Origin of the sequence: Roseixanthobacter liquoris, from assembly GCF_043195135.2 — a bacterium.
GTDB lineage: Bacteria > Pseudomonadota > Alphaproteobacteria > Rhizobiales > Xanthobacteraceae > NCEH01.
In genome coordinates this window covers 4,580,392-4,602,487 of record NZ_CM195537.1, presented here as the reverse complement: position 1 = coordinate 4,602,487, position 22,096 = coordinate 4,580,392, and the positions used below count along the sequence as shown (strand labels likewise).

The following is a 22,096-nucleotide window of genomic DNA, read 5'->3' as shown; positions in this document are numbered from 1 at the left end:
CCGAAGCGTGAGACCCCGCGGCGGCGCCGCGGGGTTTTTTATGTGCGGTCCCGGTGCGGTCCCGGTGCGGTCTCAGTCGCCGAGGCAGGCGTCGGCGGCGATGCGATAGGTGCGCGCCGCGCCCAGCATGTGCGCCTCGTATCGCCCGCCGAACAGGCTCGACACCGCCGGGTGCCTCACGTTCAGCCCGCCGGTGAGGCTGCCCAGCGCCGGCAGCACCATGCGCACCCCGTCGGTGGCGAAGCAGCGCCGGCGGATCGAGCGGCCGCGCTGTACCAGCCGCGCCACGGGATGCAGATGCCCGGCCACTTCCCCGGCCACTTGCCCGGCGCCGGCTTCGGCGGAAGGCTCGTGGCGGAAGGTGAGGGGGCCGATGCGGATCTCGCGCGCCCATTCCCCTTCCAGGAGGGCGCAGGGCTCGGGATCATGATTGCCGGCGATCCAGACGAAGGTGCGTCCCCGCTGGAGGGCCGCGAGGCGGTGCCGCGTCTGCGGCGCGATGCGCTCCTGCGCCCAGCGGTCGTGCAGCGTATCGCCCAGCGCCACGATAAGGGCGGGCGCCCAGCGGGCGACGAGCGCTTCCAGCCGGGCCAGGGTATCCGCACTGTCATAGGGCGGCAGCATCTGGCCGCGCCGGGCGAAGGCGGAAGCCTTTTCCAGATGCAGGTCGGCCACGGCAAGCACGCGGCGTTCCGGCCATGCCAGCGCGCCGCACGGGTCCAGCACCATTTCCGCCCCGGCGAGGCCGACGAACGAAGGGGGAACAGAATCGGTGCGCGCGAGCATTCTGCGATATTGCCGATCCCGCGCGCGGGGGCAAGGGCAGAGCGCCGGGCATCCGGCCGGATGGGATCCGGCGCTATTTCTTTCCCAGCGCGCTGCGTTTCACCTGGCGCACGGCGGCCAACTGCCCCTCCAGCACGCGGATCGCGTCCTGTTCGCTGTCGCTGAGATTGTCCAGGGGCACATGCTTCAGCAGGATCTCCAGCACGTCGCCGATGCGGCCGAGCTGGCGGCCATAGCTGCCCACCTCGTCGAGGATCGCCTGCTCCACTTCCGGGTGCGGGGTCAGGCCGAGATCGATGTTGAACAGGCCGAACTGCGCGTTCCGCAGATCGAACGACCAGGGGTTGATCTGCTGCCACAATTCGTTGGGCGCCAGCGAGACCTTGAATGCGTTTGCCATGTCCCCCTCCGCGTCGCTTCGTCGGGACACAGGCTAAGTCCGCGCGGGGCGGCGGGCGAGCGCTAAAGTTGTGCAGGCGGCGCCATGCGCCTCAGCCCATGGCCTCGCGGACCAGATCCTCCTCCGCCTCCGCCAGCAGCGCCTCGGAGGCGTCCCCGCCCACGCTCTCGCGGCCGATCTCCAGCAGCACCGGCACCGACAGGGGCGAGACGTGCTCCAGGGGCTGGTGGGCGATGCGGCCCTTGATGCGGGCGAGCATGTCGCCCAGCCGGCGCACGTCCAGGAGGCCGGTCGCGGCATCGGCGCGCGCGGCGCGCAGCAGGATATGGTCCGGTTGGTGGCGACGCAGCACGTCATAGATCAGGTCGGTGGAGAAGGTCACCTGCCGGCCGGTCTTCTCCTTGCCGGGGAAGCGCCGCTCGATCAGCCCGGCGATCACGGCGCAATAGCGGAACGTGCGCTTCATCAGGGCGCTTTCGGCGAGCCAGGCTTCCAGATCGTCGCCCAGCATGTCCTGGTCGAACAGATCGTCGAGCGAAAGCCGGCCCTGCTGCACCGCAAGGCTCATGTCGGAGACCGCATAGACGGCCAGCGCGTAATCATTGGCGACGAAGCCGAGCGGGTGGAGCCCCGCGCGCTCCAGGCGGCGGGTCAGCAGCATGCCCAGCGTCTGGTGGGCCAGCCGCCCCTCGAACGGATAGGCGACGAGATAATGCCGTCCGCGATTTTCGAACGTCTCCACCAGCAGGTCGAACCGTCCCGGCAGGCGGGAGCGCGCGCGTTGCAGGTTCAGCCAGTCGCGCACCTGGGCGGGCAGCGTCTTCCAGCGCTCGGGCGCGGCGAGCAGGGCCCGCACCCCGGCGGCCAGGAAGGTGGAGAGCGGAAACTTGCCCCCCGCATAGGCCGGCACGCGCGGTGCGGTGGCGGTGGAGCGCGAGACATAGACCTCGTCCTCCACCATGGCCTCATAGCGCAGGATCTCGCCGGCAAACACGAAGGTATCGCCCGGGACCATGGTCTCGACGAAATATTCCTCCACCTCGCCCAGCATCCGCCCGCCGAACCGCACCCGCCCGGCCACCCCGGTCTTGGAAGCGCCGCGCGCCGAGACCAGCCGCACTTTGAGCATGGTGGCTTCCACGATGGTGCCGACATTCATGCGATAGGTCTGCGCGATCATGGGGTTGGAGACCCGCCACAGACCCTCCTTGGTCCTGCGGATCTTGGCGAAGCGCTCGTAGGCGCGCAGCGCATAGCCGCCGGTGGCGACGAAATCCACGGTCGCGTCGAAATCCTCCCACGAGAGCGCGCGATAGGGCGCGGCGGAGCGCACCTCGTCATAAAGCGCATCGGCGGAAAACGGCGCCGCGCAGGCCATGCCGAGAATATGCTGGGCCAGCACATCGAGCGCGCCGGTGCGCTCGGGCGGGGTGTCCTGCCCGCCCGCCTTCACCGCCTCCAGGGCCGCGCGGCATTCCAGCACCTCGAAGCGATTGGCCGGCACCAGCACCGCCTTGGACGGCTCGTCCAGCCGGTGGTTGGCGCGGCCGATGCGCTGCATGAGGCGCGAGGAGCCCTTTGGCGCGCCGATATTGACCACCTGGTCCACATCGCCCCAGTCGATGCCGAGATCGAGGGAGGAGGTGCACACCACGCCCTTCAATTTGCCCGCTGCCATGGCCGCTTCCACCCGCCGGCGCTGCTCCACGTCGAGCGAGCCGTGGTGAAGGGCGATCGGCAGGTTGAGATCGTTCATGCGCCAGAGTTCCTGGAACAGGAATTCCGCCTGCCAGCGCGTGTTGACGAACACCAAAGTGGTCTTGTGGGCGGCGATCAGGGCATAGACCTCGCCGAGCGCATGCAGGGCGGTGTGGCTGGCCCAGGGCATCACCGCCAGGCTCTCCAGCATGGAGAGATCGGGCGCCGCGCCGCCCTTGGCGATGACGAGGTCGGCGAGGGGGGAGGCCCCTTCCTCCGTCGATGTGGGCGGGCGCTCTCCGCTTGTGTCTGACAGTGGAGGTTCTGGCGGCGCCATACCCCCCACCCCAGCCCTCCCCCTCACGGGGGGAGGGGGAGCGGCGTGCGGGGCGAGGGGCCACTGGCCCACGAGGTAGCGCCGCAGATCGTCCGGCTCGGCCACCGTAGCGGAAAGGCCAACCCCCTGGAGGCCCGGCGCTATCGTCCGCAGCCGCGCCAGGGCGAGCGCCAGCAGGTCGCCGCGTTTGGAGGTGACGAGGGCGTGCAATTCGTCCAGCACCACCCGCTTCAGGCCGGAGAAGAGATATTCCGCGTCCTTCGAGGCGAGCAGCAAGGCGATCTGCTCCGGCGTGGTGAGCAGGATGTCGGGCGGATCGCGGCGCTGGCGCTGGCGGCGCGAGGCGGGGGTATCGCCGGTGCGGGTCTCCACGCGGATCGGCAGGCCCATTTCGGCGATGGGCGCTTCCAGGTTGCGGGCGATATCCACCGCCAGCGCCTTCAGCGGGGAGATATAAAGCGTGTGCAGCGGCGATTGGCGCGGCGGCGGGACCCGCCCAGCGAGGCGCGGCGCGGCCTCGCCGCCGGCGATGTCCGTGGCGGCTTTTTTCGCCGCCTTGGCGCGCGCCCGCGCATCCGCGCCGCGCGCCTCGCTCAATTCCACCAGCGTGGGCAGAAACCCCGCCAGGGTCTTGCCGGCGCCGGTGGGCGCGATCAGCAAGGTGGAGCGGCCCGCCCGCGCCGAGGCCAGCAGATCCAGCTGATGCGCGCGCGGCGTCCAGCCGCGGGTCGCGAACCAGTCCTGGAAGAGCTTCGGCAGCGCATGGGCGCGCCTGTGGGCAAGGGTCGACACGCAAGGAAGATAAGCTGCGTTCCTGCTTTGTGCCATGGGCGCCGCGGCGATCTCCGCAAAAGCCGCGGCACCCTCGCGCGGGCGCCGCGGGACCTTGCGGCACGGGGAAATTTTCGCACCCGCGGGGGATTCCCGCCGCCCCGGCCGGCGATTAATCGCACGTCAACCAAGCTGTCGCATGGTGGCGGCGACGTTCCCGCCCCGGAGTTCCGCCTCATGATGTCGCGCGCCGACCGCACCGTGCTCAGCGAATGGTGGTGGACGGTGGACCGCCTGCTGCTCGGCACGCTGTTCACCCTCATCATCATCGGCATCGTGCTGTGCCTTGCCGCCAGTCCGCCGGTCGCGGCGCGCCTGGGCATGCCCGATCCGTTCCACTTCGTGAACCGGCAGGTGCTGTTCCTGATCCCGGCGATCGCCGTGATGCTCTTCACGTCCTTCCTGTCCCCGCGCGCGATCCGGCGGGTGTGCATGGGGCTGTTCCTGATCTGCCTGGTGCTGCTGTTCGCCACCCTGGTGATCGGCCCCGAGGTGAAGGGTGCCCGGCGCTGGCTGAACATCGGCCCGATCACGGTCCAGCCGTCGGAATTCCTCAAGCCGGCCTTCGTGGTGCTCGCCGCCTGGCTGTTTTCGGAAAGCAGCAAGCGCCCGGAAATGCCGGCCCAGCTGCTCGCGATCGCCCTGCTCGGCAGCGTGATCCTGCCGCTGGTGCTGCAACCCGATTTCGGCCAGACCATGCTGGTGGTGCTGGTGTGGGGCGCGCTGTTCTTCCTCGCCGGCCTGCGCTGGATCTGGATGGTGGGGCTGATCGGCTTCGGCGTGGGCGGCGCCGTGCTCGCCTATAACGTCGTGCCCCATGTGAAGAAGCGCATCGACCGCTTCCTCGACCCCGCCTCCGGCGACACCTATCAGATCGATACCGCGCTGGAGAGCTTCCGCCACGGCGGCTGGTTCGGCCAGGGGCCGGGGGAGGGCACGGTGAAGCGTATCCTGCCCGACGGGCACACGGACTTCGTGTTCGCGGTGGCGGCGGAGGAGTTCGGCATCATCCTGTGTCTGATCCTGCTGTCCCTGTTCGCCTTCGTGATCCTGCGCAGCCTCACCCGCGCGCTGGACGAGCAGGACCCGTTCGCCCGTTTCGCCGCCACCGGGCTGGCGCTGCTGTTCGGCCTCCAGGCGTCCATCAACATGGCGGTGAACGTGCATCTGATGCCCGCCAAGGGCATGACGCTGCCGTTCATTTCCTATGGCGGGTCCTCGCTGATCTCGCTCGCCTTCGGCATGGGCATGCTGCTGGCCCTCTCCCGGCGACGACCGGGGGCGGCCGCGCTGGCGGCGCTCAGCGAGCCCGCGACGGAACCGCAGGGACGTCAGGCGGCGGCATGAACAAGCCCTTGATCCTGCTGGCTGCCGGGGGAACCGGCGGCCATTTGTTTCCCGCCGAGGCGCTGGCCCATGTGCTGCGGCGGCGGGGGTATGACGTCGATCTCGTCACCGACAGCCGGGCCGCGCGCTATGCCGGCCATTTCCCGGCGCGGCAGGTCCATGTGCTGCCGGCCGACACGGTGCGCGGGCGCTCCCCCGTGGCCTTGGCGAAAACCGTCTTCACCCTGCTGCGGGGCCTGCTCCGCGGCCTCGCGCTGATGCGGCGGCTGAAGCCGGCGGTCGTGGTGGGCTTCGGCGGCTATCCGACCCTGCCGCCGGTGCTCTCCGCGTGCTTTTCCGGCGTCCCGAGCCTCATTCACGAGGCGAACGGCGTGCTCGGGCGGGCGAACCGCCTGCTGGCGGCGCGGGTGAGCGCCATCGCCACCGGCTTTCCCAATATTCTCGTCCACGAGCCGGACCTCGCGCGCAAGGCGGTGTTCACCGGCAATCCGCTGCGCCCCTCGGTGCGGGAAGCGGCGGGCATGAAGTTCGATGCGCCCGAGGTGAGCAGCCCGATCCGGCTGCTGGTGTTCGGCGGCAGCCAGGGCGCGCGGGTGATGGCGGACGTGGTGCCGCAGGCGGTGGCGCGCCTCAACGGCGACTTGCGCGCGCGGCTGTCGATCGTCCAGCAGGCGCGCGAGGAGGATCTCGAGCGGGTGCGCAAGGCCTATCTGAATGCGCACGTGCAGGCCGAGGTCGCGCCCTTCTTCGACGATCTGCCGGAGCGCATGGGGCGCGCCCACCTGGTGATCGCCCGTTCCGGCGCCTCGACGGTGGCGGAACTCGCGGCCATCGGGCGCCCCGCCATTCTCGTGCCGCTGCCGAACGCGCTGGACCAGGACCAGGCGGCGAACGCAAAATCCCTGGAGGGGATCGGCGCCGCCCAGGTGATGGCGCAGGCAAATTTCACGCCCGAGCGGCTCGCCACGGTGCTTTCGACCTTCGGCGCCGACCCGCGCGCATTGACGAACATGGCGCAAGCGGCCAGAAGCGCCGGCACGCTCGACGCCGCCGAACATCTGGCCGACGTGGTCGTGCATCTGGCAGGGGGGGCGCCCATCGCCACCTATCGAGGACACCAAGAATGAAGCTTCCGCAGGCGCTCGGCTCCATCCACTTCATCGGCATCGGCGGCATCGGCATGAGCGGCATCGCCGAGGTGCTGCACAATCTGGGCTATCAGGTGCAGGGCTCGGATGTGGCCGAGAATGCCAATGTGAAGCGCCTGCGCGACGAGGGGATCAAGGTGGAGGTCGGCCACCGCGCCGAGAATGTGGACCAGGCCGACGTCGTGGTGGTGTCCTCCGCCATCAAGCGCGACAATCCGGAATTGCAGGCCGCGCGCGCCAAGCGCCTGCCGGTGGTGCGGCGCGCGGAAATGCTCGCCGAGCTGATGCGGCTGAAGAGCTGCGTCGCCATCGCCGGCACCCACGGCAAGACCACCACCACCTCGCTGGTCGCGACCCTGCTGGATGCCGGCGCCATGGACCCGACCGTGATCAACGGCGGCATCATCAACGCCTATGGCACCAATGCCCGCCTCGGCGCCGGCGAATGGATGGTGGTGGAGGCCGACGAGAGCGACGGCACCTTCCTGAAGCTGCCGGCGGAAGTCGCCATCGTCACCAATATCGACCCCGAGCACCTCGACCATTTCAAGACCTTCGACAAGGTGCAGGAGGCGTTCAAGGCGTTCGTGGAGAATGTGCCGTTCTACGGCTTCGCGGTCATGTGCATCGACCATCCGGTGGTGCAGGCGCTGGTCGGCCGCATCGAGGACCGGCGCATCATCACCTATGGCGAGAACCCGCAGGCCGATGTGCGGCTGGTGAATGTGGATCTCAAGGGCGGCGTGACGAAGTTCGACGTGGTGTTCCGCGACCGGAGCGGCGAGACGCTGAGCCATATCGAGGGCTTCCGCCTGCCGATGCCGGGCCGGCACAACGCCCTGAATGCCACCGCCGCGATCGCGGTCGCGCGCGAACTCGGCGTGCCGGACGCGCGCATCCTGGAGGCGATCTCCCAGTTCGGCGGCGTCAAGCGGCGCTTTACCCGCACCGGGGACTGGAACGGCGTCGCCATTTTCGACGATTACGGCCACCATCCGGTGGAAATCGCCGCCGTGCTGCGTGCCGCCCGGGCCGCCAGCGAGGGGCAGGTGATCGCGGTGGTGCAACCGCACCGTTATTCCCGCCTCGCCTCGCTGTTCGACGATTTTTCCACCTGTTTCAACGATGCCGACCACGTCATCGTCGCCCCGGTCTATGCGGCGGGCGAAAGCCCGATCGCCGGGGCGGACCGGGACCATCTGGTGCAGGGCCTGCGGGCGCACGGCCATCGCAGCGTCACCGCGCTCGAAGGGCCAGAGGCCCTGGCCGGCATCGTCAGGGGGCTGGCCAAGCCCGGCGATTATGTGATCTGCCTCGGAGCCGGCACCATCACGCAATGGGCCTATGCGCTGCCCGGCGAGCTGGAAGTCCTCGCTCCGGCGGGTGCGTGAGCCGCAGGCGTTGCACTGCGGGTTAGGACCGGATAGGCAATCGGCGTTCACGCCCCACCGCCCGTCCGGAGACGAAGATGAACCGCACGCTCTGGATCGCGGTCGGCAGCGTATTTCTCGGCATCGTGGTGCTGGCTCTGAAGAGCGCGGCCTATTGGGTGACCGGCTCCATCGCCTTGTTGTCCGATGCCCTGGAAAGCATCATCAACGTCGCGGCGGCGCTCGCCGCTTTGGTGGCGCTCAAGATCAGCGCCCGCCCCGCCGACGACAACCACCCCTTCGGCCATCACAAGGCGGAATATATCTCCGCCGTGCTGGAAGGCGTGCTGATCGTGGTGGCCGCGGGCTCGATCCTGCGCGAGGCCTATTTCGGCTTCCTCGACCCGCGCTTTCCCGAGCAACCCCTGAACGGCATGCTGCTCAACGGCGGGGCGACCATCCTCAACGCCATCTGGTGCGTGGTGCTGCTGCGCTCCGGGCGGGCGCTGCGCTCGCCGGCGCTGGTGGCGGACGGCAAGCACCTGATGAGCGATGTCGTCACCTCGGTCGGGGTCCTGGCGGGGTTCGTGCTGGTGCCGATCACCGGCTGGCCGGTGCTCGACCCGCTGCTGGCGGGCATCGTGGCGCTCAACATCCTGTGGACCGGCTGGGGCCTGATGAAGGAATCGGTCGGCGGCCTCATGGATGCCGCCCCGCCGCCGGACGTGGTGGCCGCCATTCGCGAACTGGTCTCCACCCATGCGGACGGCGCCCTGGAGGCGCACGACCTGCGCACCCGGCATGCCGGCCGCATCACCTTTGTGGAATTCCATCTGGTCGTGCCCGGCGACATGACGGTCGCGGCCGCCCATGAGATCTGCGACCGCATCGAGCGCGCCTTCGCCGAGGACATGGACCACGCCATCGTCACCATCCATGTGGAGCCCGAGGGCGAGGCGAAGCATCGCGGGGTGGTGGTGCTTTAGCTTGTCGAATATGATGGGCTTCTCGGAGTCATATTAGTTCGAGGCAGCCATGAAATTATATCGAATAACTAACAGTATTATTTGGAGGCATGAGGCTTCTTCGCTCGATTATAGTGCAAGCAGCTATCTCCCTGTTCCATCAAATGAAGATGATGTTGTGTATAATCATTTTATGGATTTTGGCGAAGGTGAAAAGGCGGGCAGTTTTAGGGTCGAGCTGAAGTGGGAGGATGTTGAGATCATAATTCGGATGTTTAGCGAAAAAAATCACCCGCAGGCGATGCTCGTTCAGCGTGCGCGCCGTCTCGCTGCTGCAGTTGATGAGTTTTCGACCCATACTGGAGGCTAACTGTTTTTGCCGCCGGTTGGCTTTCGCGCCGCGCCGTTCTAAACGCTCCCCATGTCCGCGACCTCGCCCTTTCCCGATCTCGTGCCCGAACTGACCGCGCGCCTGCCCGATCTGCGCGGCCGCCTCTCGGCCAATGCGTCGCTCGCCGACCTCACCTGGTTCCGCGTCGGCGGGCCGGCGCAGGTGCTGTTCGTCCCGGCGGACGAGGCGGACCTCGCCTATGCGCGGGCCCATTTGCCGGCGGAGATAGCGGTCACCGTCATCGGCCTCGGCTCCAACCTGATCGTGCGCGACGGCGGCGTGCCGGGGGTGGTGATCCGGCTCGGCAAGGGGTTCGGCGCGCTGAGCGTGGAGGGAACGCGGGTTCTCGCCGGCGCCGGCGTGCCGGACGTGAAGGTGGCGCGCGCGGCGGCGGACGCCGGCTTGAAGGGTCTCGCCTTCCTGCGCGGCATTCCCGGCGCGGTCGGCGGCGTGCTGCGCATGAACGGCGGCGCCTATGGCGGCGAGACCAAGGATGCGCTCGTCTCCTGCCGGGCGGTGGACCGGACCGGCGCGGTCCATGTGCTCACCAATGCGGACATGGGCTTCACCTATCGCCATAGCGGGGCGCCGGAGGATTTCATCTTCACCCACGCGGAATTCGCCGGCACGCCCGGGGACGCCGCCGAGATCGCCGCCGAGATGGAGCATATCACCGCCTCGCGCGAGGCGACCCAGCCCATCAAGAGCCGCACCGGCGGGTCCACCTTCAAGAATCCGCCCGGCGCCAAGGCCTGGCAATTGGTGGATGCCGCCGGCTGCCGGGGGCTGGTGGTGGGGCGGGCGCAGGTTTCGCAGATGCATACGAATTTCCTGATCAATCTCGGCGGTGCCACCGCGGCCGAGATCGAGGCGCTCGGGGAAGAGGTGCGCCGGCGGGTGCTGGAGACCTCCGGCGTGACGCTGGAATGGGAGATCAAGCGCATCGGCATTCCCGCGCCGCTTTAGCAAATTGCAAACGCTGTGCAGCTTTAGATGACAGGCCCGTCGCCGGGCATGGCCGAGGGACAGGCAAGATGAGCAAACACGTCGCAGTGCTGATGGGCGGGTGGTCGGCCGAGCGGGAGGTCTCCTTGCGGTCGGGCGAAGCCTGCGCCCTGGTGCTGGAGGCCGCCGGCTACCGGGTCACGCGGGTGGACGTGAAGCGCGACGTGGCCGAGGTGCTGGCCCGCCTCAAGCCCGATGTCGCCCTGAACGTGCTGCATGGCTGCCCCGGCGAGGACGGCACCATGCAGGGGATTCTGGAAATCCTGCGCATTCCCTATTCCCATTCCGGCGTGCTCGCCTCGGCGCTGGCCATGGACAAGGCGCAGGCGAAGATCGTGATGGCGGCGGCCGGCGTGCCGGTCCCGTTCGGGCGCGTGGTCAGCCGGGCGGAAGCCGCGCGCGCCCATGTCATGGAGCCGCCTTATGTGCTGAAGCCGGTGGCCGAGGGATCGAGCGTCGGCGTGTTCATCGTGCGCGAGGACCAGACGCATCCCCCCCAGGAGCTGACCCGGGCCGACTGGCCCCATGGCGAAAACCTGCTGGCGGAGCGCTTCATCCCCGGTTTGGAGCTGACCTGCGCGGTGATCCGCGACGAGGCCACGGGCGTGATCGAGATCGAGTCCACCCAGGCTTTTTACGATTACGAATCCAAATATGCACCGGGCGGCTCGCAGCACATTCTTCCGGCCCGTATTTTACCCGAAATTTACCAACAGGCGCGGATATTTACACTCGCGGCACACAAGGCACTCGGGTGCCGGGGCGTCTCGCGTGCTGACTTCCGATACGACGAAAATGCCGGCGAAGGCGCCGGCCTGATCTGTCTGGAAGTCAACACGCAACCCGGCATGACAGAGACCTCCCTGGTGCCCGAACTGGCAGCCCACGCGGGCATATCGTTCGGCGAGCTTGTGACATGGATGGTGGAGGACGCGTCGCTGGATCGGTAAGGGAGCGCCCGCACGGGCCGCGCCCGGGCACGAACCCGCCTGTTCCGTCCGCCGGCCGCAAGCCGGCGCGGCCCCAGCCGATGCGCGAGCCCCCGCCGCCCAGCCGCATCGCCCTGTTCCTGCGCCGCATGACGGTGCGCCTTGGCGCCTCGCGATTCGGCCGGCGCGGCGCCGCCTTGCTCAGCCTCGCGGTGATCGGCGGCTTCACCGCCTATGGCGTGGTGCTCGGCGGCCATGTGGAGGAAGCCCACGAATTCGTCGTCGACATGGGGGACGCCGCGGCCAACATCGCCGGCTTCAAGATCGCCCAGGTCAATCTCTCCGGCCAGAATCACGTGACGCCCACGGAAATCCTGGCGGCGGCTGGCATCAAGCCGACCACCTCGATCCTGTTCGTGAACGCGGACGAGACCCGCGCGCGGCTCGAATCCATGCCCTGGATCGCCAGCGCCAGCGTGCGCAAGCTCTATCCCGACCGGGTCGATATCCATGTGGTGGAGCGCGAGGCCTATGCGCTCTGGCAGATGAACGGCCAGATCAACGTGATCGCCAAGGACGGCACCCCGATCGCCCCCTATTCCGACGATCCGCGCTACGTGAACCTGCCGATCGTGGTGGGCGAGGGGGCGCAGGAGCATGTGGGCGAGATCGTCGACGCGCTCGCCCGCGTGCCCGCCGTGCGCGACCAGGTGCGCGCCGCCATCCTGGTGGCCGAGCGCCGCTGGACGCTGAAGCTGCGCAACGGCATCGACGTGCGCCTGCCCGAAGGCCCGGTGGACGACGCGCTGCTCCAGCTCGCCGACCTCGACCGCGACAAGAAACTCCTCACCCGCGACATCACCATCGTCGACCTGCGCCTGCCCGACCGGGTGGTGGTGCGCCTGTCCGACGCTGCCGCCGATGCCCGCGCCCAGATGCTGAAGGCCCGTGCGAAGGCCAAGAAAGGAGGCGCCGCGTGAGACATCGGCTCGCACAAGGCTTTGCCCCGAAGATGCGTCCCATGCCGCCCAAGAAGAGCGGCATCATCGCGGTGCTCGACATCGGCACCAGCAAGATCGTCTGCGCCATCGCGCGCCTCAAGCCGCGCGGCTCCTCCGACGTGCTGCGCCGGCGCACCCATTCCATCGACGTGCTCGGCATCGGCCACACCCGGGCGCACGGCGTGAAGGGCGGCGCGATCGTCGACATGGCGCGGGCCGAACTGGCGATTCGCCAGGCCGTGGACATGGCGGAGCGCGCCTCCGGCGTGCAGATCGCCTCGGTGATTCTCGGCGTCTCCGGCGCGCGCTTGTCCTCCCAGCATTACGAGGCGGCGGTGCGCCTCACCGCGCCGGCGGTGGAGGAATTCGACATCCGCCGGGTGCTGGAAGCCGCCTCGACCTATGCCGTGGGCGACGGCCGGGCGGTGATGCACGCCTTGCCGGTGGGCTATTCGCTGGACGGCCGGCGCGGCATCGGCGAGCCGTGCGGCATGCTCGGGCGCGAACTGGGCGTCGACATGCACGTGGTGACGGGCGACCTCACCTCGCTGAAGAATCTGGTGCTGTGCGTGGAGCGCTGCCATCTCGGCATCGAGGCCATGGTGGCGGCGCCCTATGCGGCGGCGCTCTCCTCGCTCACCGACGACGAGATGGAACTCGGCGTGACGTTGATCGACATGGGGGCGGGCACCACCACCTTCTCCATCGTGTCGGGCGGGCACTGCATCTATGTGGACGGCATTGCGGTGGGCGGCCAGCACATCACCAACGATGTCGCCCGCGGCCTGCCGGCGCGCCTCGCCGATGCGGAGCGCCTCAAGGCGCTGCACGGCGCGGTGGTGGCGGTGTCGTCCGACGATCACGACATGCTGTCGATTCCCGCCTTGTCGGGCGACGAGCGCGACCATCCCCATTCGGTGCCGAAGTCGCGGCTGGTGACGATCGTTAAGCCGCGCGCGGAAGAAATCGTCGAACTGTTGCGCGATCGCCTCAAGGCCTCCGGGCACGGCGGGGATGCGGGTCGCCGGCTGGTGCTCACCGGCGGCGCGGCGCAATTGCAGGGCCTCCCCGATCTCATGGCGCGGGTGATCGGCCCGCAGGTGAGAATCGGCCGCCCGCTTGGGGTTTCGCGCCTTCCGGAGGCCGCGCGCGGCGCCGCTTTCGCGGTGGCGGCGGGCCTGCTGGTCTATCCGCAGGTGGCCGGGCTCGAACATTTCGAACCCCGTCGCCGCCAGGCGGCCGGCGCGGAGGGCGGCACATATTTTGGCCGCGTCGGGCGCTGGTTGAGGGACGGCTTTTAGAGATGGTTAACGGTATTCCCCTTAACAAAGGGGGGAGCCACGGATTCGGACGGCGTGCCGGCGCCCAGGGCGCGATGGAGTGGGAACATGACGATCAACCTTCAGATGCCTGACATTCGGGAGTTGCGGCCGCGAATCACCGTGTTCGGCTGCGGTGGCGCCGGTGGCAACGCCGTCAACAACATGATCACCGCCGGCCTCACCGGCGTTGAGTTCGTGGTCGCCAATACGGACGCGCAGGCTCTGTCGCTTTCGAAGGCCGAGCGCCTGGTGCAGATGGGCGTCGCCGTCACCGAGGGCCTCGGCGCAGGCTCGCAGCCGGAAGTCGGCCGCGCCGCCGCCGAGGAAGTCCTGGACGAGATTCGCGACCATCTGTCCGGGTCCCACATGGTGTTCATCACCGCCGGCATGGGCGGCGGCACCGGCACCGGCGCCGCTCCGGTCGTGGCCCGCGCCGCCCGCGAGCTCGGCATCCTCACGGTGGGCGTGGTCACCAAGCCCTTCCACTTCGAGGGCCAGCGCCGCATGCGCGTCGCCGAGCACGGCATCAACGAATTGCAGAAGACGGTCGACACGCTGATCGTCATCCCGAACCAGAACCTGTTCCGGGTCGCCAACGAGAAGACCACCTTCGCCGACGCCTTCGCGATGGCCGACCAGGTGCTCTATTCCGGCGTCGCCTGCATCACCGACCTGATGGTGAAGGAAGGCCTCATCAACCTCGACTTCGCCGACGTGCGCGCCGTGATGCGCGACATGGGCAAGGCGATGATGGGCACCGGCGAAGCCTCGGGCGACAAGCGCGCCATCCAGGCCGCCGAGGCCGCGATCGCCAACCCGCTGCTGGACGAGACCTCCATGCGCGGCGCCGGCGGCCTGCTGATCTCCATCACCGGCGGCAACGACATGACGCTGTTCGAGGTGGACGAAGCCGCGACCCGCATCCGCGAGGAAGTGGACCCCGACGCGAACATCATCCTCGGCGCCACGTTCGACCAGTCGCTCGACGGCATCATCCGCGTGTCGGTGGTGGCCACCGGCATCGATCCCGCCGTGATCCCCGAGCAGATCCAGTATCGCGGCGAAGCAGCGCCGGACCTCCAGGGCCGCAAGATGTCCAACGCCGGCCGGGTGGCGGTGGAGCAGGCCCGCGAGGCCCAGATCCGCAGCGCCGTGGCGGCGATCTCCGCCGAAGACCTGATGGCGCTCGACAATGCCGTCTCGTCCCAGCCCGCGCCCCAGCCGCAGCAGCAGCCGGCGCCGCAGCGTCCGGTGGCCATCGACGAGGTGACGATCCGCGCCGCCGCGCCGAAGCCCTCCTTCTATTCCGAGCCCGAGCCGGCGCCGGCGCCCGCGCCGGTGGAGGACGAGGAATTCGCGCCCTACATCCCGCCGCAGGCCCAGCGTCCCCGCGCGCCGCGCATGCCCCGCGTGGATGAACTGCCGATGCCCGCGCAGAACCAGATCCGCGCCCAGCGCGGCGAGCCCGCCGCCGAGCAGAAGCGCATGACCCTTCTCCAGCGTCTCGCCCATGTGGGCATGGGGCGCCGGGAGGATGAGCCCGAGGCGCCCGCGCGCCGCGAACAGCCGAGCATGCGCGCTCCGGACCCCCGCGCGCCGCAGCAGAAGCCCGCCGGCCGTCCCGGCGAGCCGGTGTCGGAATTCGCCAAACGTCCCCCGGCGCGGCCGGTGGCGGAGGTTCCGAGCCGCCATGCGCCGCAGCACGGCCATGAGGAAGACCAGCTGGAGATTCCCGCCTTCCTGCGCCGCCAGGCGAACTGATTCGCCGGCTCCCGGTTACACGAAATTGCGCCAGAGACAGCCTCTCTGGCGTAAGTATTTGATAACCAAGAAGTTTTTTGTGACCATTTTGGTAACAGGCGGTAAGCAAGCGTGATTTGGCGCAGCGCAATGCGCCCGCTAGGTTGACCCTCGAACCTTGCCTAACGCTGCTGGCGCGGAATGGATCCACACACGATCCATCAAATTCCGGACCGGCGGCAGAATTAGGCAGGTGAGGTGAAACATTAGAGGCGGGAATGCGGCGGCCTTCGGGCCGTGACGGTTTCCGGGGTCCATATGGCTTCCGAGATGCAGACGACCCTCGCTGGCGAAATCGCTCTTTCGGGCGTTGGCGTTCACGGGGGCATCGAAGCCTCTCTCACGCTGAAGCCCGCACCCGCCGACACCGGCATCGTCTTCGTCCGCACCTTCGCCGACCAATCCCCCCGCAAGATGGCGGTCTCCCGCCAGTCGGTGCAGGCCACCGACCTCGCCACCGTGCTCGGCGACAAGAGCGGCGCCCTCGTTTCCACGGTGGAACACGTCCTCTCCGCCCTGTCCGGCCTCGGCGTCGACAATGCCCAGGTGGAAGTCACCGGCCCCGAGGTTCCGATCCTCGACGGCAGCGCCGGCCCGGTGGTCGCCGCCATCGACGAAGTGGGCATCGCCGTGCTGCCGGCGCGCCGCAAATATCTCAAAGTGCTGAAGCCGATCCGCGTCGAGAACGGCGCCTCCTACGGCGAGCTTCTGCCCTATGACGCCGGCTTCCGCCTGGAAGTGGAGATCGAGTTCGATCATTGCGGCATCGGCCGCCAGCGCTTCGCCGGCAACCTGACCCCCAATGTGTTCCGCCGCGAACTCGCGAACGCCCGCACCTTCGGCTTCCTGAAGGATGTGGAGCGCCTGCGCTCCGCCGGCTATGCCCGCGGCGCCTCGCTGGAAAACACCGTCTGCCTCGGCGATGCCGGCATCCTGAACCCCGAGGGCCTGCGCTTCACGGACGAGTTCGTGCGCCACAAGGCCCTGGACGCGGTGGGCGATCTGGCGCTCGCCGGCCTGCCCCTGATGGCCCGCTATCGCTCCTTCCGCGGCGGCCACAAGCTGAATTTCAACGTGGTGGATGCCCTGCTGGCGGATCGCTCGGCCTTCGCCGTGGTGGATGCCCCGGTGCGCGGCCGTCGCGAAGGCGCGGAACTCGCCGTCGGCGCCCCCGTCCTCGCCTACGCCCCGGAGCGCTGACCCGCTGGGGTGGAGCGTTCATGCGCGGGGGTGCCGCCGCACGCCGCGATCCTGTGCCTTGACCAGTCCGTGCTCGACGCGAGACACGGACCTTGCGGCACGCGGACGTCGCGATACGCGGGCGCCGCGTCCTCCGGACGGGGCCTGTCGTTTTGCACCCCGGCACGGCTGAAGCGCGCGGGATGTCCGGCCCGCTTGACGTGCGCGCCCCCGCCCTTAAAAACCCTAGCGAACCGGGTGGCGGAAACGCATTTGACGTCGCTTCGCCCGCGCCCGCCACATTGCCGACTGAAAGCGCCTTTAGCCGCGTAGTCTGCGGCGTTCGCACGGAAGCCGACGGCTTGGGATGGAACCTTCACGTGATGCGCCTTTTCACTGACGCCGCTGTCCTGCGCACCCGGGCGGCCAGCCTGCTTGCGGTCCTCTGCCTCGCCACCGGCCTTGCCGGCTGCGCCAGCAACAAGGACGATGTGATTCCGCCCGACGAGCCGGCCGAGAAGATCTACAACGAGGGCCTCACCCTCATGCGCAAGGGCGACCTGGTCGCCGCCGCCAAGCGATTCGAGGACCTCGACCGCACCCATCCCTATTCGGAATGGGCCCGCAAGGCGCTGCTGATGGACACCTATGTCTATTACGAGGCCGGCAAATATGACGAGGCCATCGCCGCGGGCAAACGCTACATGGCGCTGCATCCCGGCTCGGAAGATGCCGCCTATGCGAGCTATCTCGTCGCCTCGGCCTATTTCGACAATATCCCGGACATCACGCGCGACCAGAAGGCGACCCGCCAGGCGCTGGACGCCCTGGACGAGGTGATTCGCAAATATCCGAACACGGAATATGCCGCCTCCGCCAAGAAGAAGGTGGAAGTGGCGCGCGACCAGCTGGCCGGCAAGGAAATGATGATCGGCCGCTATTATCTGGAAAACCGCAACTACACCGGCGCCATCAACCGGTTCAAGGTCGTGGTCACGCAATACCAGACCACGCGCCAGGTGGAAGAGGCCCTGTTCCGGCTGACCGAAGCCTATATGGCGCTCGGCATCACCTCCGAAGCGCAGACCGCCGCCGCCGTGCTGGGCTATAATTTTCCCGATAGCCAGTGGTACAAGGACGCCTATAAGCTCGTGCAATCGAGCGGCAACCTGCCGGTCGAGAACAAGGGGTCCTGGATCAGCCAGGCCTTCAAGAAGCTCGGTCTCGGCTAGAATCCATGCTCTCCTCCCTCTCGATCCGGGACATCGTTCTGATCGAGAAGCTCGATCTCGTTCTCGCGGACGGCCTCACCGTCCTCACGGGCGAGACGGGCGCGGGAAAATCGATCCTGCTGGACGCCCTGTCCCTGGCGCTCGGCGGGCGGGGGGACGGGAGCCTGGTGCGTCACGGCGAGGCGAAGGGGCAGGTCACGGCCGTCTTTGATCTTCCGCTGGCCCATCCCGCCCGCGCCGTCCTTGCCGCCGCCGACATCGCCGATGAGGGCGATGTGATCGTCCGCCGCATCCAGATGGCCGACGGGCGCACGCGCGCCACCATCAACGAACAGCCGGTGAGCGTGCAGACCTTGCGCACGCTCGGCGCCCGGCTGGTGGAACTGCACGGCCAGCACGACGATCGCGCGCTGGTGGACCCCACCACCCACCGCACGCTGCTGGACGCCTTCGGCGGCCTTTCCGCCCGGACCGAGGCGGTCGGCCGTCTGTGGCGCGCCTGGCGTGCCGCGCTTTCGGACGCGGGCGCCGAGCGCGCCCGGCTGGAGGAGGCGCAGAAGGAAGCCGATTTCATCCGCCACGCGGTGGACGAACTCACCGCGCTCGGCCCCGAGGTGGGCGAGGAGACCCTGCTCTCCGAGCGGCGCACCACCATGATGCGGTCCGAGAAGATCGCCGGCGATCTCTCGGAGGCGCTGGAAGCGGTGGGCGGCAGCGGCTCGCCCGTGCCCTCGCTGTCCGCCGCCGTGCGCCGGCTGGAGCGCCGCGCCGGCGAATCGCAGGGCCTGGTCCGCCCGGCGGTGGAGGCCATCGACCTTGCCCTCGACGCGCTGGAGAGCGCGCGCTCGCACCTGGAAACCGCGCTCCGCGACGCGGCCTTCGACCCGCGCGACCTGGAGCGCGTGGAGGAACGCTTGTTCGCCTTGCGCGCCGCCGCCCGCAAATACGGTGGCACCATCGACGACCTGCCCAAGGTCGCGGCCCGATTCGCTGGCCAGCTCGATGCCTTGAACCGCAGCGCCACCACGCTCGCGGCGCTGGAAGCCAAGGTCGCGGAGGCGGAAGGGGCCTATCGCGCGGCGGCGGCCGCCCTGTCCGCCGATCGCAAGACCGCCGGCGCGAAGCTGGATGCGGCGGTGGACGCGGAGCTGCCGCCGCTCAAGCTGGAGCGCGCCCATTTCACCGCCCGCATCGACAGCGATCCCCAATCCCCCGGCGCGGAAGGCTATGACCGGGTGGAATTCTGGGTGCGCACCAATCCCGGGACCCGGCCCGGTCCCATGATGAAGGTGGCGTCCGGCGGCGAGCTGGCGCGCTTCCTGCTCGCGCTGAAGGTGGTGCTGGCGGATCGGGGCTCCGCCCCCACTCTCATCTTCGACGAGATCGACACCGGGGTCGGTGGCGCGGTCGCGGACGCCATCGGGCACCGTCTCTCGCGGCTTGCCGGGCAGGTGCAGGTGATCTGCGTGACCCATGCGCCCCAGGTGGCGGCGCGCGCGGGCCAGCATCTGCTGATTTCCAAGGCGTCCGCCGGGAAGGACAAGGACGCGCCCGTCACGACCCGCGTCGCGCCGCTCGATGCGCCGAGCCGCAAGGAAGAGATCGCCCGCATGCTGGCCGGCGCCAGCATCACGCCGGAAGCCCGCGCGGCGGCGGAACAACTGCTCCAGGCCGCCACCGTCTCGGCTTGAGGGCCGGCCGCGCCTTCTTCGCGTCCGGTCAGTCGGCCTGCGGCTTGTTCTGGCGCAGGGTCTTCACCACGCCGCGCCGCTCCTTCGCCTCCAGCCGCCGCTCCTTCGAGCCGAGGGTGGGGCGCGTGGGCCGGCGGATGGGAGCGACATAGGTCGCCTCGCGAATCATCTCCACCAGCCGCTCCAGCGCATCGGCGCGGTTGCGCTCCTGGGTGCGGTGGCGCTGCGCCTGGATGATGACGACGCCGTCCTGCGTCATGCGCTTACCGGCGATGCGGATCAGGCGGTGCTTCACGCCGTCGGGCAGGTTGGGCGAGGCGAAGGCGTTGAAGCGCAGTTGCACGGCGCTCGACACCTTGTTGACGTTCTGCCCGCCGGGCCCCGACGCGCGCACGAAGGCGAGCTCGATCTCGTCCTCGGAAATGGCGATGCGGGGGGTGATCTCGATCATGGACGGCAAGCCCGGACGCGCGGAAAGCTGCCCGAGGCCGAGAAGCCGGCCGGCAGACCCAAGCTATGGCAGAAAGCCGGGCCTTGCGACAGGCTTGCGGGTCTTGTTCGTGCCGCGCCGGCCGCCTCAGCATATCGAGGCGGCGGCGGGCGGTGCCCCCGCGCGGGCGGTCTCAGATGGCGTGGCGGTTCGCGGTCGGGCCGAAATGCTCCACATAGCGGGCGCTGATGATGGAGCGCGGCAGCACCACCAGCACGTCGGTGGTGCCGAACTGGTGGTCCACCACCGCGCCGTCGCCCACGAAGCCGCCGAGGCGCAGATAGCCCTTCACCAAAGGCGGTAGGGCATGCAGCGCCGCCTTCATGTTGATCTCATCCTTGGGGATGCGATCCATGGGCACGTAACGCTTGTCGAGCGCGCGGGCGCGCCATTCCTCCGGCGCGCGGGCATGGTGATGCAGGAACGAGAGCTGAAGCGCGAGGGCCTCGGGGTCGGTGCCCTCCAGGCTCGCGCAGCCGATCATCACATCGATATTGTTGCGCAGGATATAGGCCCACACCCCATGCCACAGCAGCTCCACCGTGCGCTTGTTGCGATAGGGCTTGAGCACGCAGGAGCGACCCAGCTCCAGGAACTTGAGGCCGGGATGCGCGGCGATGATGCGGTTCACGTCGAACTCGCCCTGGGTGTAGAAGCCGCCATGACGGTCCGCCACCTCCTGCTTCAGCAGGCGATAGGTGCCCACGACCTTGGGCTTGCGGCGCCCCAGCACCATCTTTCCGGCTTCGTAATCCAGCACCAGCATGTGGTCGCAGATGGCGTCGAACGCATCCACGTCGCGCCGGGCGAGCCGCGCGGCGGCGTCGGGCACGGCGGACATTTCCTCGTAGAAGACCTTGTAGCGCAGGCGCTGGGCGCGGCGCACGTCGCGCGCGGTGCGGGCGAGCCGCACTTCCAGCGGCCCGAGGCGGCCGAGCACCACCGGTTCGCCGAACGGCACGGCCTCGCGGTGGCGGATGCCGGAATAGGCGCGGAAATCGGAAACCAGCTTCTGCGGGCCGTTCAGCCCCGGCTTGCCGTCCGCGCGCGGCAGAGGCGCCGCGAACAAAGGCGCGCCGAACTTGGCACCGGGGAATTTGGCGAAGCCTTCCTTGGCGACATCGATGCCGCGGCCCACCAGAGCCGGCCAGCTGAAGGGTTGCGGGTCGAGACCGGAACCGGACGGATCTTGGCGTTTCATGCAACGACCCCCTCCTCGGGCCGCCGCTGGACAACGGCGGTTTCATGGGATGCCGCGCGCCGTCCCAGACGAGCTCGAAACCGGGCGCGCGCCTCGTGCGCGTTCATCCCGCGTGACCATCACATTCACCATAGTTTTCCTACGGCTATGTGACAATGGCTGATTGTGACAGCCCCGTCCTGTCATATGACGGAGGCGGCGCATTGCGGGCCACCGGAGCGCATGCTAGCGCCAGGGGCGGTTGGGCAATCGGGATTCGGGGGCACCATGTCTAAGGTTCGTTTTCTGTCGGGTGCGGCCGGCTGCGCCCTGGCGCTCAGCATCGCCTTTTCGGGGCATGCCCAGGCCCAGGCGGTCCCCACCCCCGCCGCCGTCACGGTCATCAACGTGCCGGGCGTCGGCACGATGAATGTGCTGAGCTATCAGGCCCGCTTCGTTTCCGCCGATCCGGCCACCCGCCGCGTGGTACTCGAGGCGCCGAACGGCAAGCGCTGGGCGGTGATCGCGCCGCCGCTGCTGGGCGATGTCATGCGGCTCGCCAACAGCCAGAAGCTGCTGATCCGCGTATTGCCCGGCCTCGTGACCGCGCTCGGCAAGGCCCATCAGGGCACGCCCGGCGTCGCGGTGTCCGAACTGGTGCTGAAGGACGGCCTGCCGGGCTGGCCGGAGGATTATGGCTTCCGGGAAGTCACCATCACCTCCATCCTGGTGAATATCGACAAGACCAACGGCACCATCAGCTTCGAGGGGCTGGACGGCGTCGTGCGCACGGTGAGGGCGGCCAATCCGCAGGTGCTGGCCGATCTCCAGAAGGTGGAATTGGGCGATCTGTGCCAGATCACCTATTATGAAGGCCTCGCCATCAACGCCATGTAGCTTCGCCCGCAGCGGCCGGTTCCCGCAGCGGTCGCGCCGTGAACAGCGGGCGAGTTCCGCTGCGCACGGCATTTGTCAGCTGCGCGCGTTGGCAGGG

19 protein-coding genes are annotated in these 22,096 nt (G+C 68.7%); 14 read left to right on the top strand and 5 right to left on the bottom strand.

Annotation, left to right across the window (positions count from 1 at the left end):
* Positions 1 to 72 precede the first annotated feature (72 nt).
* The 3 genes from pdeM to V5F84_RS20720 form a co-directional block, all read right to left on the bottom strand.
* The gene (gene pdeM, locus V5F84_RS20730) at positions 73 to 786 is read right to left on the bottom strand and encodes a ligase-associated DNA damage response endonuclease PdeM (protein WP_394041829.1); all 714 of its coding nucleotides are present in this window, start codon (positions 784 to 786) and stop codon (positions 73 to 75) included.
* A gap of 73 nt (positions 787 to 859) precedes the next feature.
* Entirely contained in the window at positions 860 to 1,186 is a 327-nt protein-coding gene (locus tag V5F84_RS20725; RefSeq protein WP_394041830.1) for a hypothetical protein, read from the bottom strand.
* Between the two features lie 91 nt (positions 1,187 to 1,277).
* Complete coding sequence (locus V5F84_RS20720; RefSeq protein ID WP_394041832.1) at positions 1,278 to 4,049, bottom strand: ligase-associated DNA damage response DEXH box helicase; 2,772 nt, start codon at positions 4,047 to 4,049, stop codon at positions 1,278 to 1,280.
* A 180-nt stretch (positions 4,050 to 4,229) separates the two neighbouring features.
* Here V5F84_RS20720 and ftsW point away from each other — a divergent pair, with 180 nt between their 5' ends.
* From ftsW to recN, 13 genes are all read left to right on the top strand, one after another.
* A complete protein-coding gene (gene ftsW, locus V5F84_RS20715; protein WP_394041833.1) occupies positions 4,230 to 5,399 on the top strand; it encodes a putative lipid II flippase FtsW in 1,170 nt (389 codons plus the stop codon).
* Positions 5,396 to 6,526: an undecaprenyldiphospho-muramoylpentapeptide beta-N-acetylglucosaminyltransferase gene (gene murG / locus V5F84_RS20710; RefSeq protein WP_394041835.1), complete on the top strand. Its 1,131-nt coding sequence runs from the start codon at positions 5,396 to 5,398 to the stop codon at positions 6,524 to 6,526. The genes ftsW and murG overlap by 4 nt, the downstream gene beginning before the upstream one ends.
* Positions 6,523 to 7,938, top strand: coding sequence for a UDP-N-acetylmuramate--L-alanine ligase (murC, locus tag V5F84_RS20705; protein WP_394041836.1), 1,416 nt, complete (start codon positions 6,523 to 6,525; stop codon positions 7,936 to 7,938). Before murG ends, murC begins: the two co-directional genes overlap by 4 nt.
* A 77-nt stretch (positions 7,939 to 8,015) precedes the next feature.
* A complete protein-coding gene (locus tag V5F84_RS20700) occupies positions 8,016 to 8,903 on the top strand; it encodes a cation diffusion facilitator family transporter (protein ID WP_394041837.1) in 888 nt (295 codons plus the stop codon).
* Positions 8,904 to 8,952: 49 nt separating this feature from the next.
* Positions 8,953 to 9,252, top strand: coding sequence for a hypothetical protein (locus tag V5F84_RS20695; RefSeq protein WP_394041838.1), 300 nt, complete (start codon positions 8,953 to 8,955; stop codon positions 9,250 to 9,252).
* Positions 9,253 to 9,303: 51 nt separating this feature from the next.
* Positions 9,304 to 10,239 carry a UDP-N-acetylmuramate dehydrogenase gene (gene murB, locus V5F84_RS20690; RefSeq protein ID WP_394041839.1) on the top strand — a complete coding sequence of 312 codons (936 nt, stop codon included), beginning with the start codon at positions 9,304 to 9,306 and terminating at the stop codon, positions 10,237 to 10,239.
* 68 nt (positions 10,240 to 10,307) lie between these two features.
* The gene (locus V5F84_RS20685) at positions 10,308 to 11,228 is read left to right on the top strand and encodes a D-alanine--D-alanine ligase (protein ID WP_394041840.1); all 921 of its coding nucleotides are present in this window, start codon (positions 10,308 to 10,310) and stop codon (positions 11,226 to 11,228) included.
* An 80-nt stretch (positions 11,229 to 11,308) separates the two neighbouring features.
* Entirely contained in the window at positions 11,309 to 12,187 is an 879-nt protein-coding gene (locus V5F84_RS20680; protein WP_394041841.1) for a cell division protein FtsQ/DivIB, read from the top strand.
* Positions 12,188 to 12,219: 32 nt separating this feature from the next.
* Positions 12,220 to 13,509 (top strand): cell division protein FtsA, encoded by a 1,290-nt coding sequence (gene ftsA / locus V5F84_RS20675; RefSeq protein ID WP_394042112.1) that lies wholly within the window; start codon positions 12,220 to 12,222, stop codon positions 13,507 to 13,509.
* Positions 13,510 to 13,596: 87 nt separating this feature from the next.
* Positions 13,597 to 15,291 (top strand): cell division protein FtsZ, encoded by a 1,695-nt coding sequence (ftsZ, locus tag V5F84_RS20670; protein ID WP_394041842.1) that lies wholly within the window; start codon positions 13,597 to 13,599, stop codon positions 15,289 to 15,291.
* A 297-nt stretch (positions 15,292 to 15,588) separates the two neighbouring features.
* Positions 15,589 to 16,530: a UDP-3-O-acyl-N-acetylglucosamine deacetylase gene (lpxC, locus tag V5F84_RS20665; RefSeq protein ID WP_394041843.1), complete on the top strand. Its 942-nt coding sequence runs from the start codon at positions 15,589 to 15,591 to the stop codon at positions 16,528 to 16,530.
* 362 nt (positions 16,531 to 16,892) lie between these two features.
* On the top strand, positions 16,893 to 17,741 hold the full coding sequence (locus V5F84_RS20660) for an outer membrane protein assembly factor BamD (protein WP_394041844.1): 849 nt from the start codon (positions 16,893 to 16,895) through the stop codon (positions 17,739 to 17,741).
* A gap of 5 nt (positions 17,742 to 17,746) precedes the next feature.
* Positions 17,747 to 19,432: a DNA repair protein RecN gene (gene recN / locus V5F84_RS20655; protein ID WP_394041845.1), complete on the top strand. Its 1,686-nt coding sequence runs from the start codon at positions 17,747 to 17,749 to the stop codon at positions 19,430 to 19,432.
* 28 nt (positions 19,433 to 19,460) lie between these two features.
* Here the strand turns inward: recN and arfB are convergent, their stop codons facing one another.
* Together arfB and olsB are read right to left on the bottom strand one after the other, a co-directional pair.
* Positions 19,461 to 19,883 (bottom strand): alternative ribosome rescue aminoacyl-tRNA hydrolase ArfB, encoded by a 423-nt coding sequence (gene arfB / locus V5F84_RS20650; protein ID WP_394041846.1) that lies wholly within the window; start codon positions 19,881 to 19,883, stop codon positions 19,461 to 19,463.
* A gap of 172 nt (positions 19,884 to 20,055) precedes the next feature.
* Positions 20,056 to 21,123 (bottom strand): l-ornithine N(alpha)-acyltransferase, encoded by a 1,068-nt coding sequence (olsB, locus tag V5F84_RS20645; RefSeq protein ID WP_394041847.1) that lies wholly within the window; start codon positions 21,121 to 21,123, stop codon positions 20,056 to 20,058.
* 267 nt (positions 21,124 to 21,390) lie between these two features.
* Here olsB and V5F84_RS20640 point away from each other — a divergent pair, with 267 nt between their 5' ends.
* Positions 21,391 to 21,999 carry a hypothetical protein gene (locus V5F84_RS20640; RefSeq protein ID WP_394041848.1) on the top strand — a complete coding sequence of 203 codons (609 nt, stop codon included), beginning with the start codon at positions 21,391 to 21,393 and terminating at the stop codon, positions 21,997 to 21,999.
* The last annotated feature ends 97 nt before the right edge of the window (positions 22,000 to 22,096 follow it).

Coding starts and splice junctions, on each gene's coding strand:
- pdeM (WP_394041829.1), bottom strand. CDS start 786: ATGCTCGCGCGCACCGATTCTGTTCCCCCTTCGTTCGTCGGCCTCGCC.
- V5F84_RS20725 (WP_394041830.1), bottom strand. CDS start 1,186: ATGGCAAACGCATTCAAGGTCTCGCTGGCGCCCAACGAATTGTGGCAG.
- V5F84_RS20720 (WP_394041832.1), bottom strand. CDS start 4,049: ATGGCACAAAGCAGGAACGCAGCTTATCTTCCTTGCGTGTCGACCCTT.
- ftsW (WP_394041833.1), top strand. CDS start 4,230: ATGATGTCGCGCGCCGACCGCACCGTGCTCAGCGAATGGTGGTGGACG.
- murG (WP_394041835.1), top strand. CDS start 5,396: ATGAACAAGCCCTTGATCCTGCTGGCTGCCGGGGGAACCGGCGGCCAT.
- murC (WP_394041836.1), top strand. CDS start 6,523: ATGAAGCTTCCGCAGGCGCTCGGCTCCATCCACTTCATCGGCATCGGC.
- V5F84_RS20700 (WP_394041837.1), top strand. CDS start 8,016: ATGAACCGCACGCTCTGGATCGCGGTCGGCAGCGTATTTCTCGGCATC.
- V5F84_RS20695 (WP_394041838.1), top strand. CDS start 8,953: ATGAAATTATATCGAATAACTAACAGTATTATTTGGAGGCATGAGGCT.
- murB (WP_394041839.1), top strand. CDS start 9,304: ATGTCCGCGACCTCGCCCTTTCCCGATCTCGTGCCCGAACTGACCGCG.
- V5F84_RS20685 (WP_394041840.1), top strand. CDS start 10,308: ATGAGCAAACACGTCGCAGTGCTGATGGGCGGGTGGTCGGCCGAGCGG.
- V5F84_RS20680 (WP_394041841.1), top strand. CDS start 11,309: ATGCGCGAGCCCCCGCCGCCCAGCCGCATCGCCCTGTTCCTGCGCCGC.
- ftsA (WP_394042112.1), top strand. CDS start 12,220: ATGCGTCCCATGCCGCCCAAGAAGAGCGGCATCATCGCGGTGCTCGAC.
- ftsZ (WP_394041842.1), top strand. CDS start 13,597: ATGACGATCAACCTTCAGATGCCTGACATTCGGGAGTTGCGGCCGCGA.
- lpxC (WP_394041843.1), top strand. CDS start 15,589: ATGGCTTCCGAGATGCAGACGACCCTCGCTGGCGAAATCGCTCTTTCG.
- V5F84_RS20660 (WP_394041844.1), top strand. CDS start 16,893: ATGCGCCTTTTCACTGACGCCGCTGTCCTGCGCACCCGGGCGGCCAGC.
- recN (WP_394041845.1), top strand. CDS start 17,747: ATGCTCTCCTCCCTCTCGATCCGGGACATCGTTCTGATCGAGAAGCTC.
- arfB (WP_394041846.1), bottom strand. CDS start 19,883: ATGATCGAGATCACCCCCCGCATCGCCATTTCCGAGGACGAGATCGAG.
- olsB (WP_394041847.1), bottom strand. CDS start 21,123: ATGAAACGCCAAGATCCGTCCGGTTCCGGTCTCGACCCGCAACCCTTC.
- V5F84_RS20640 (WP_394041848.1), top strand. CDS start 21,391: ATGTCTAAGGTTCGTTTTCTGTCGGGTGCGGCCGGCTGCGCCCTGGCG.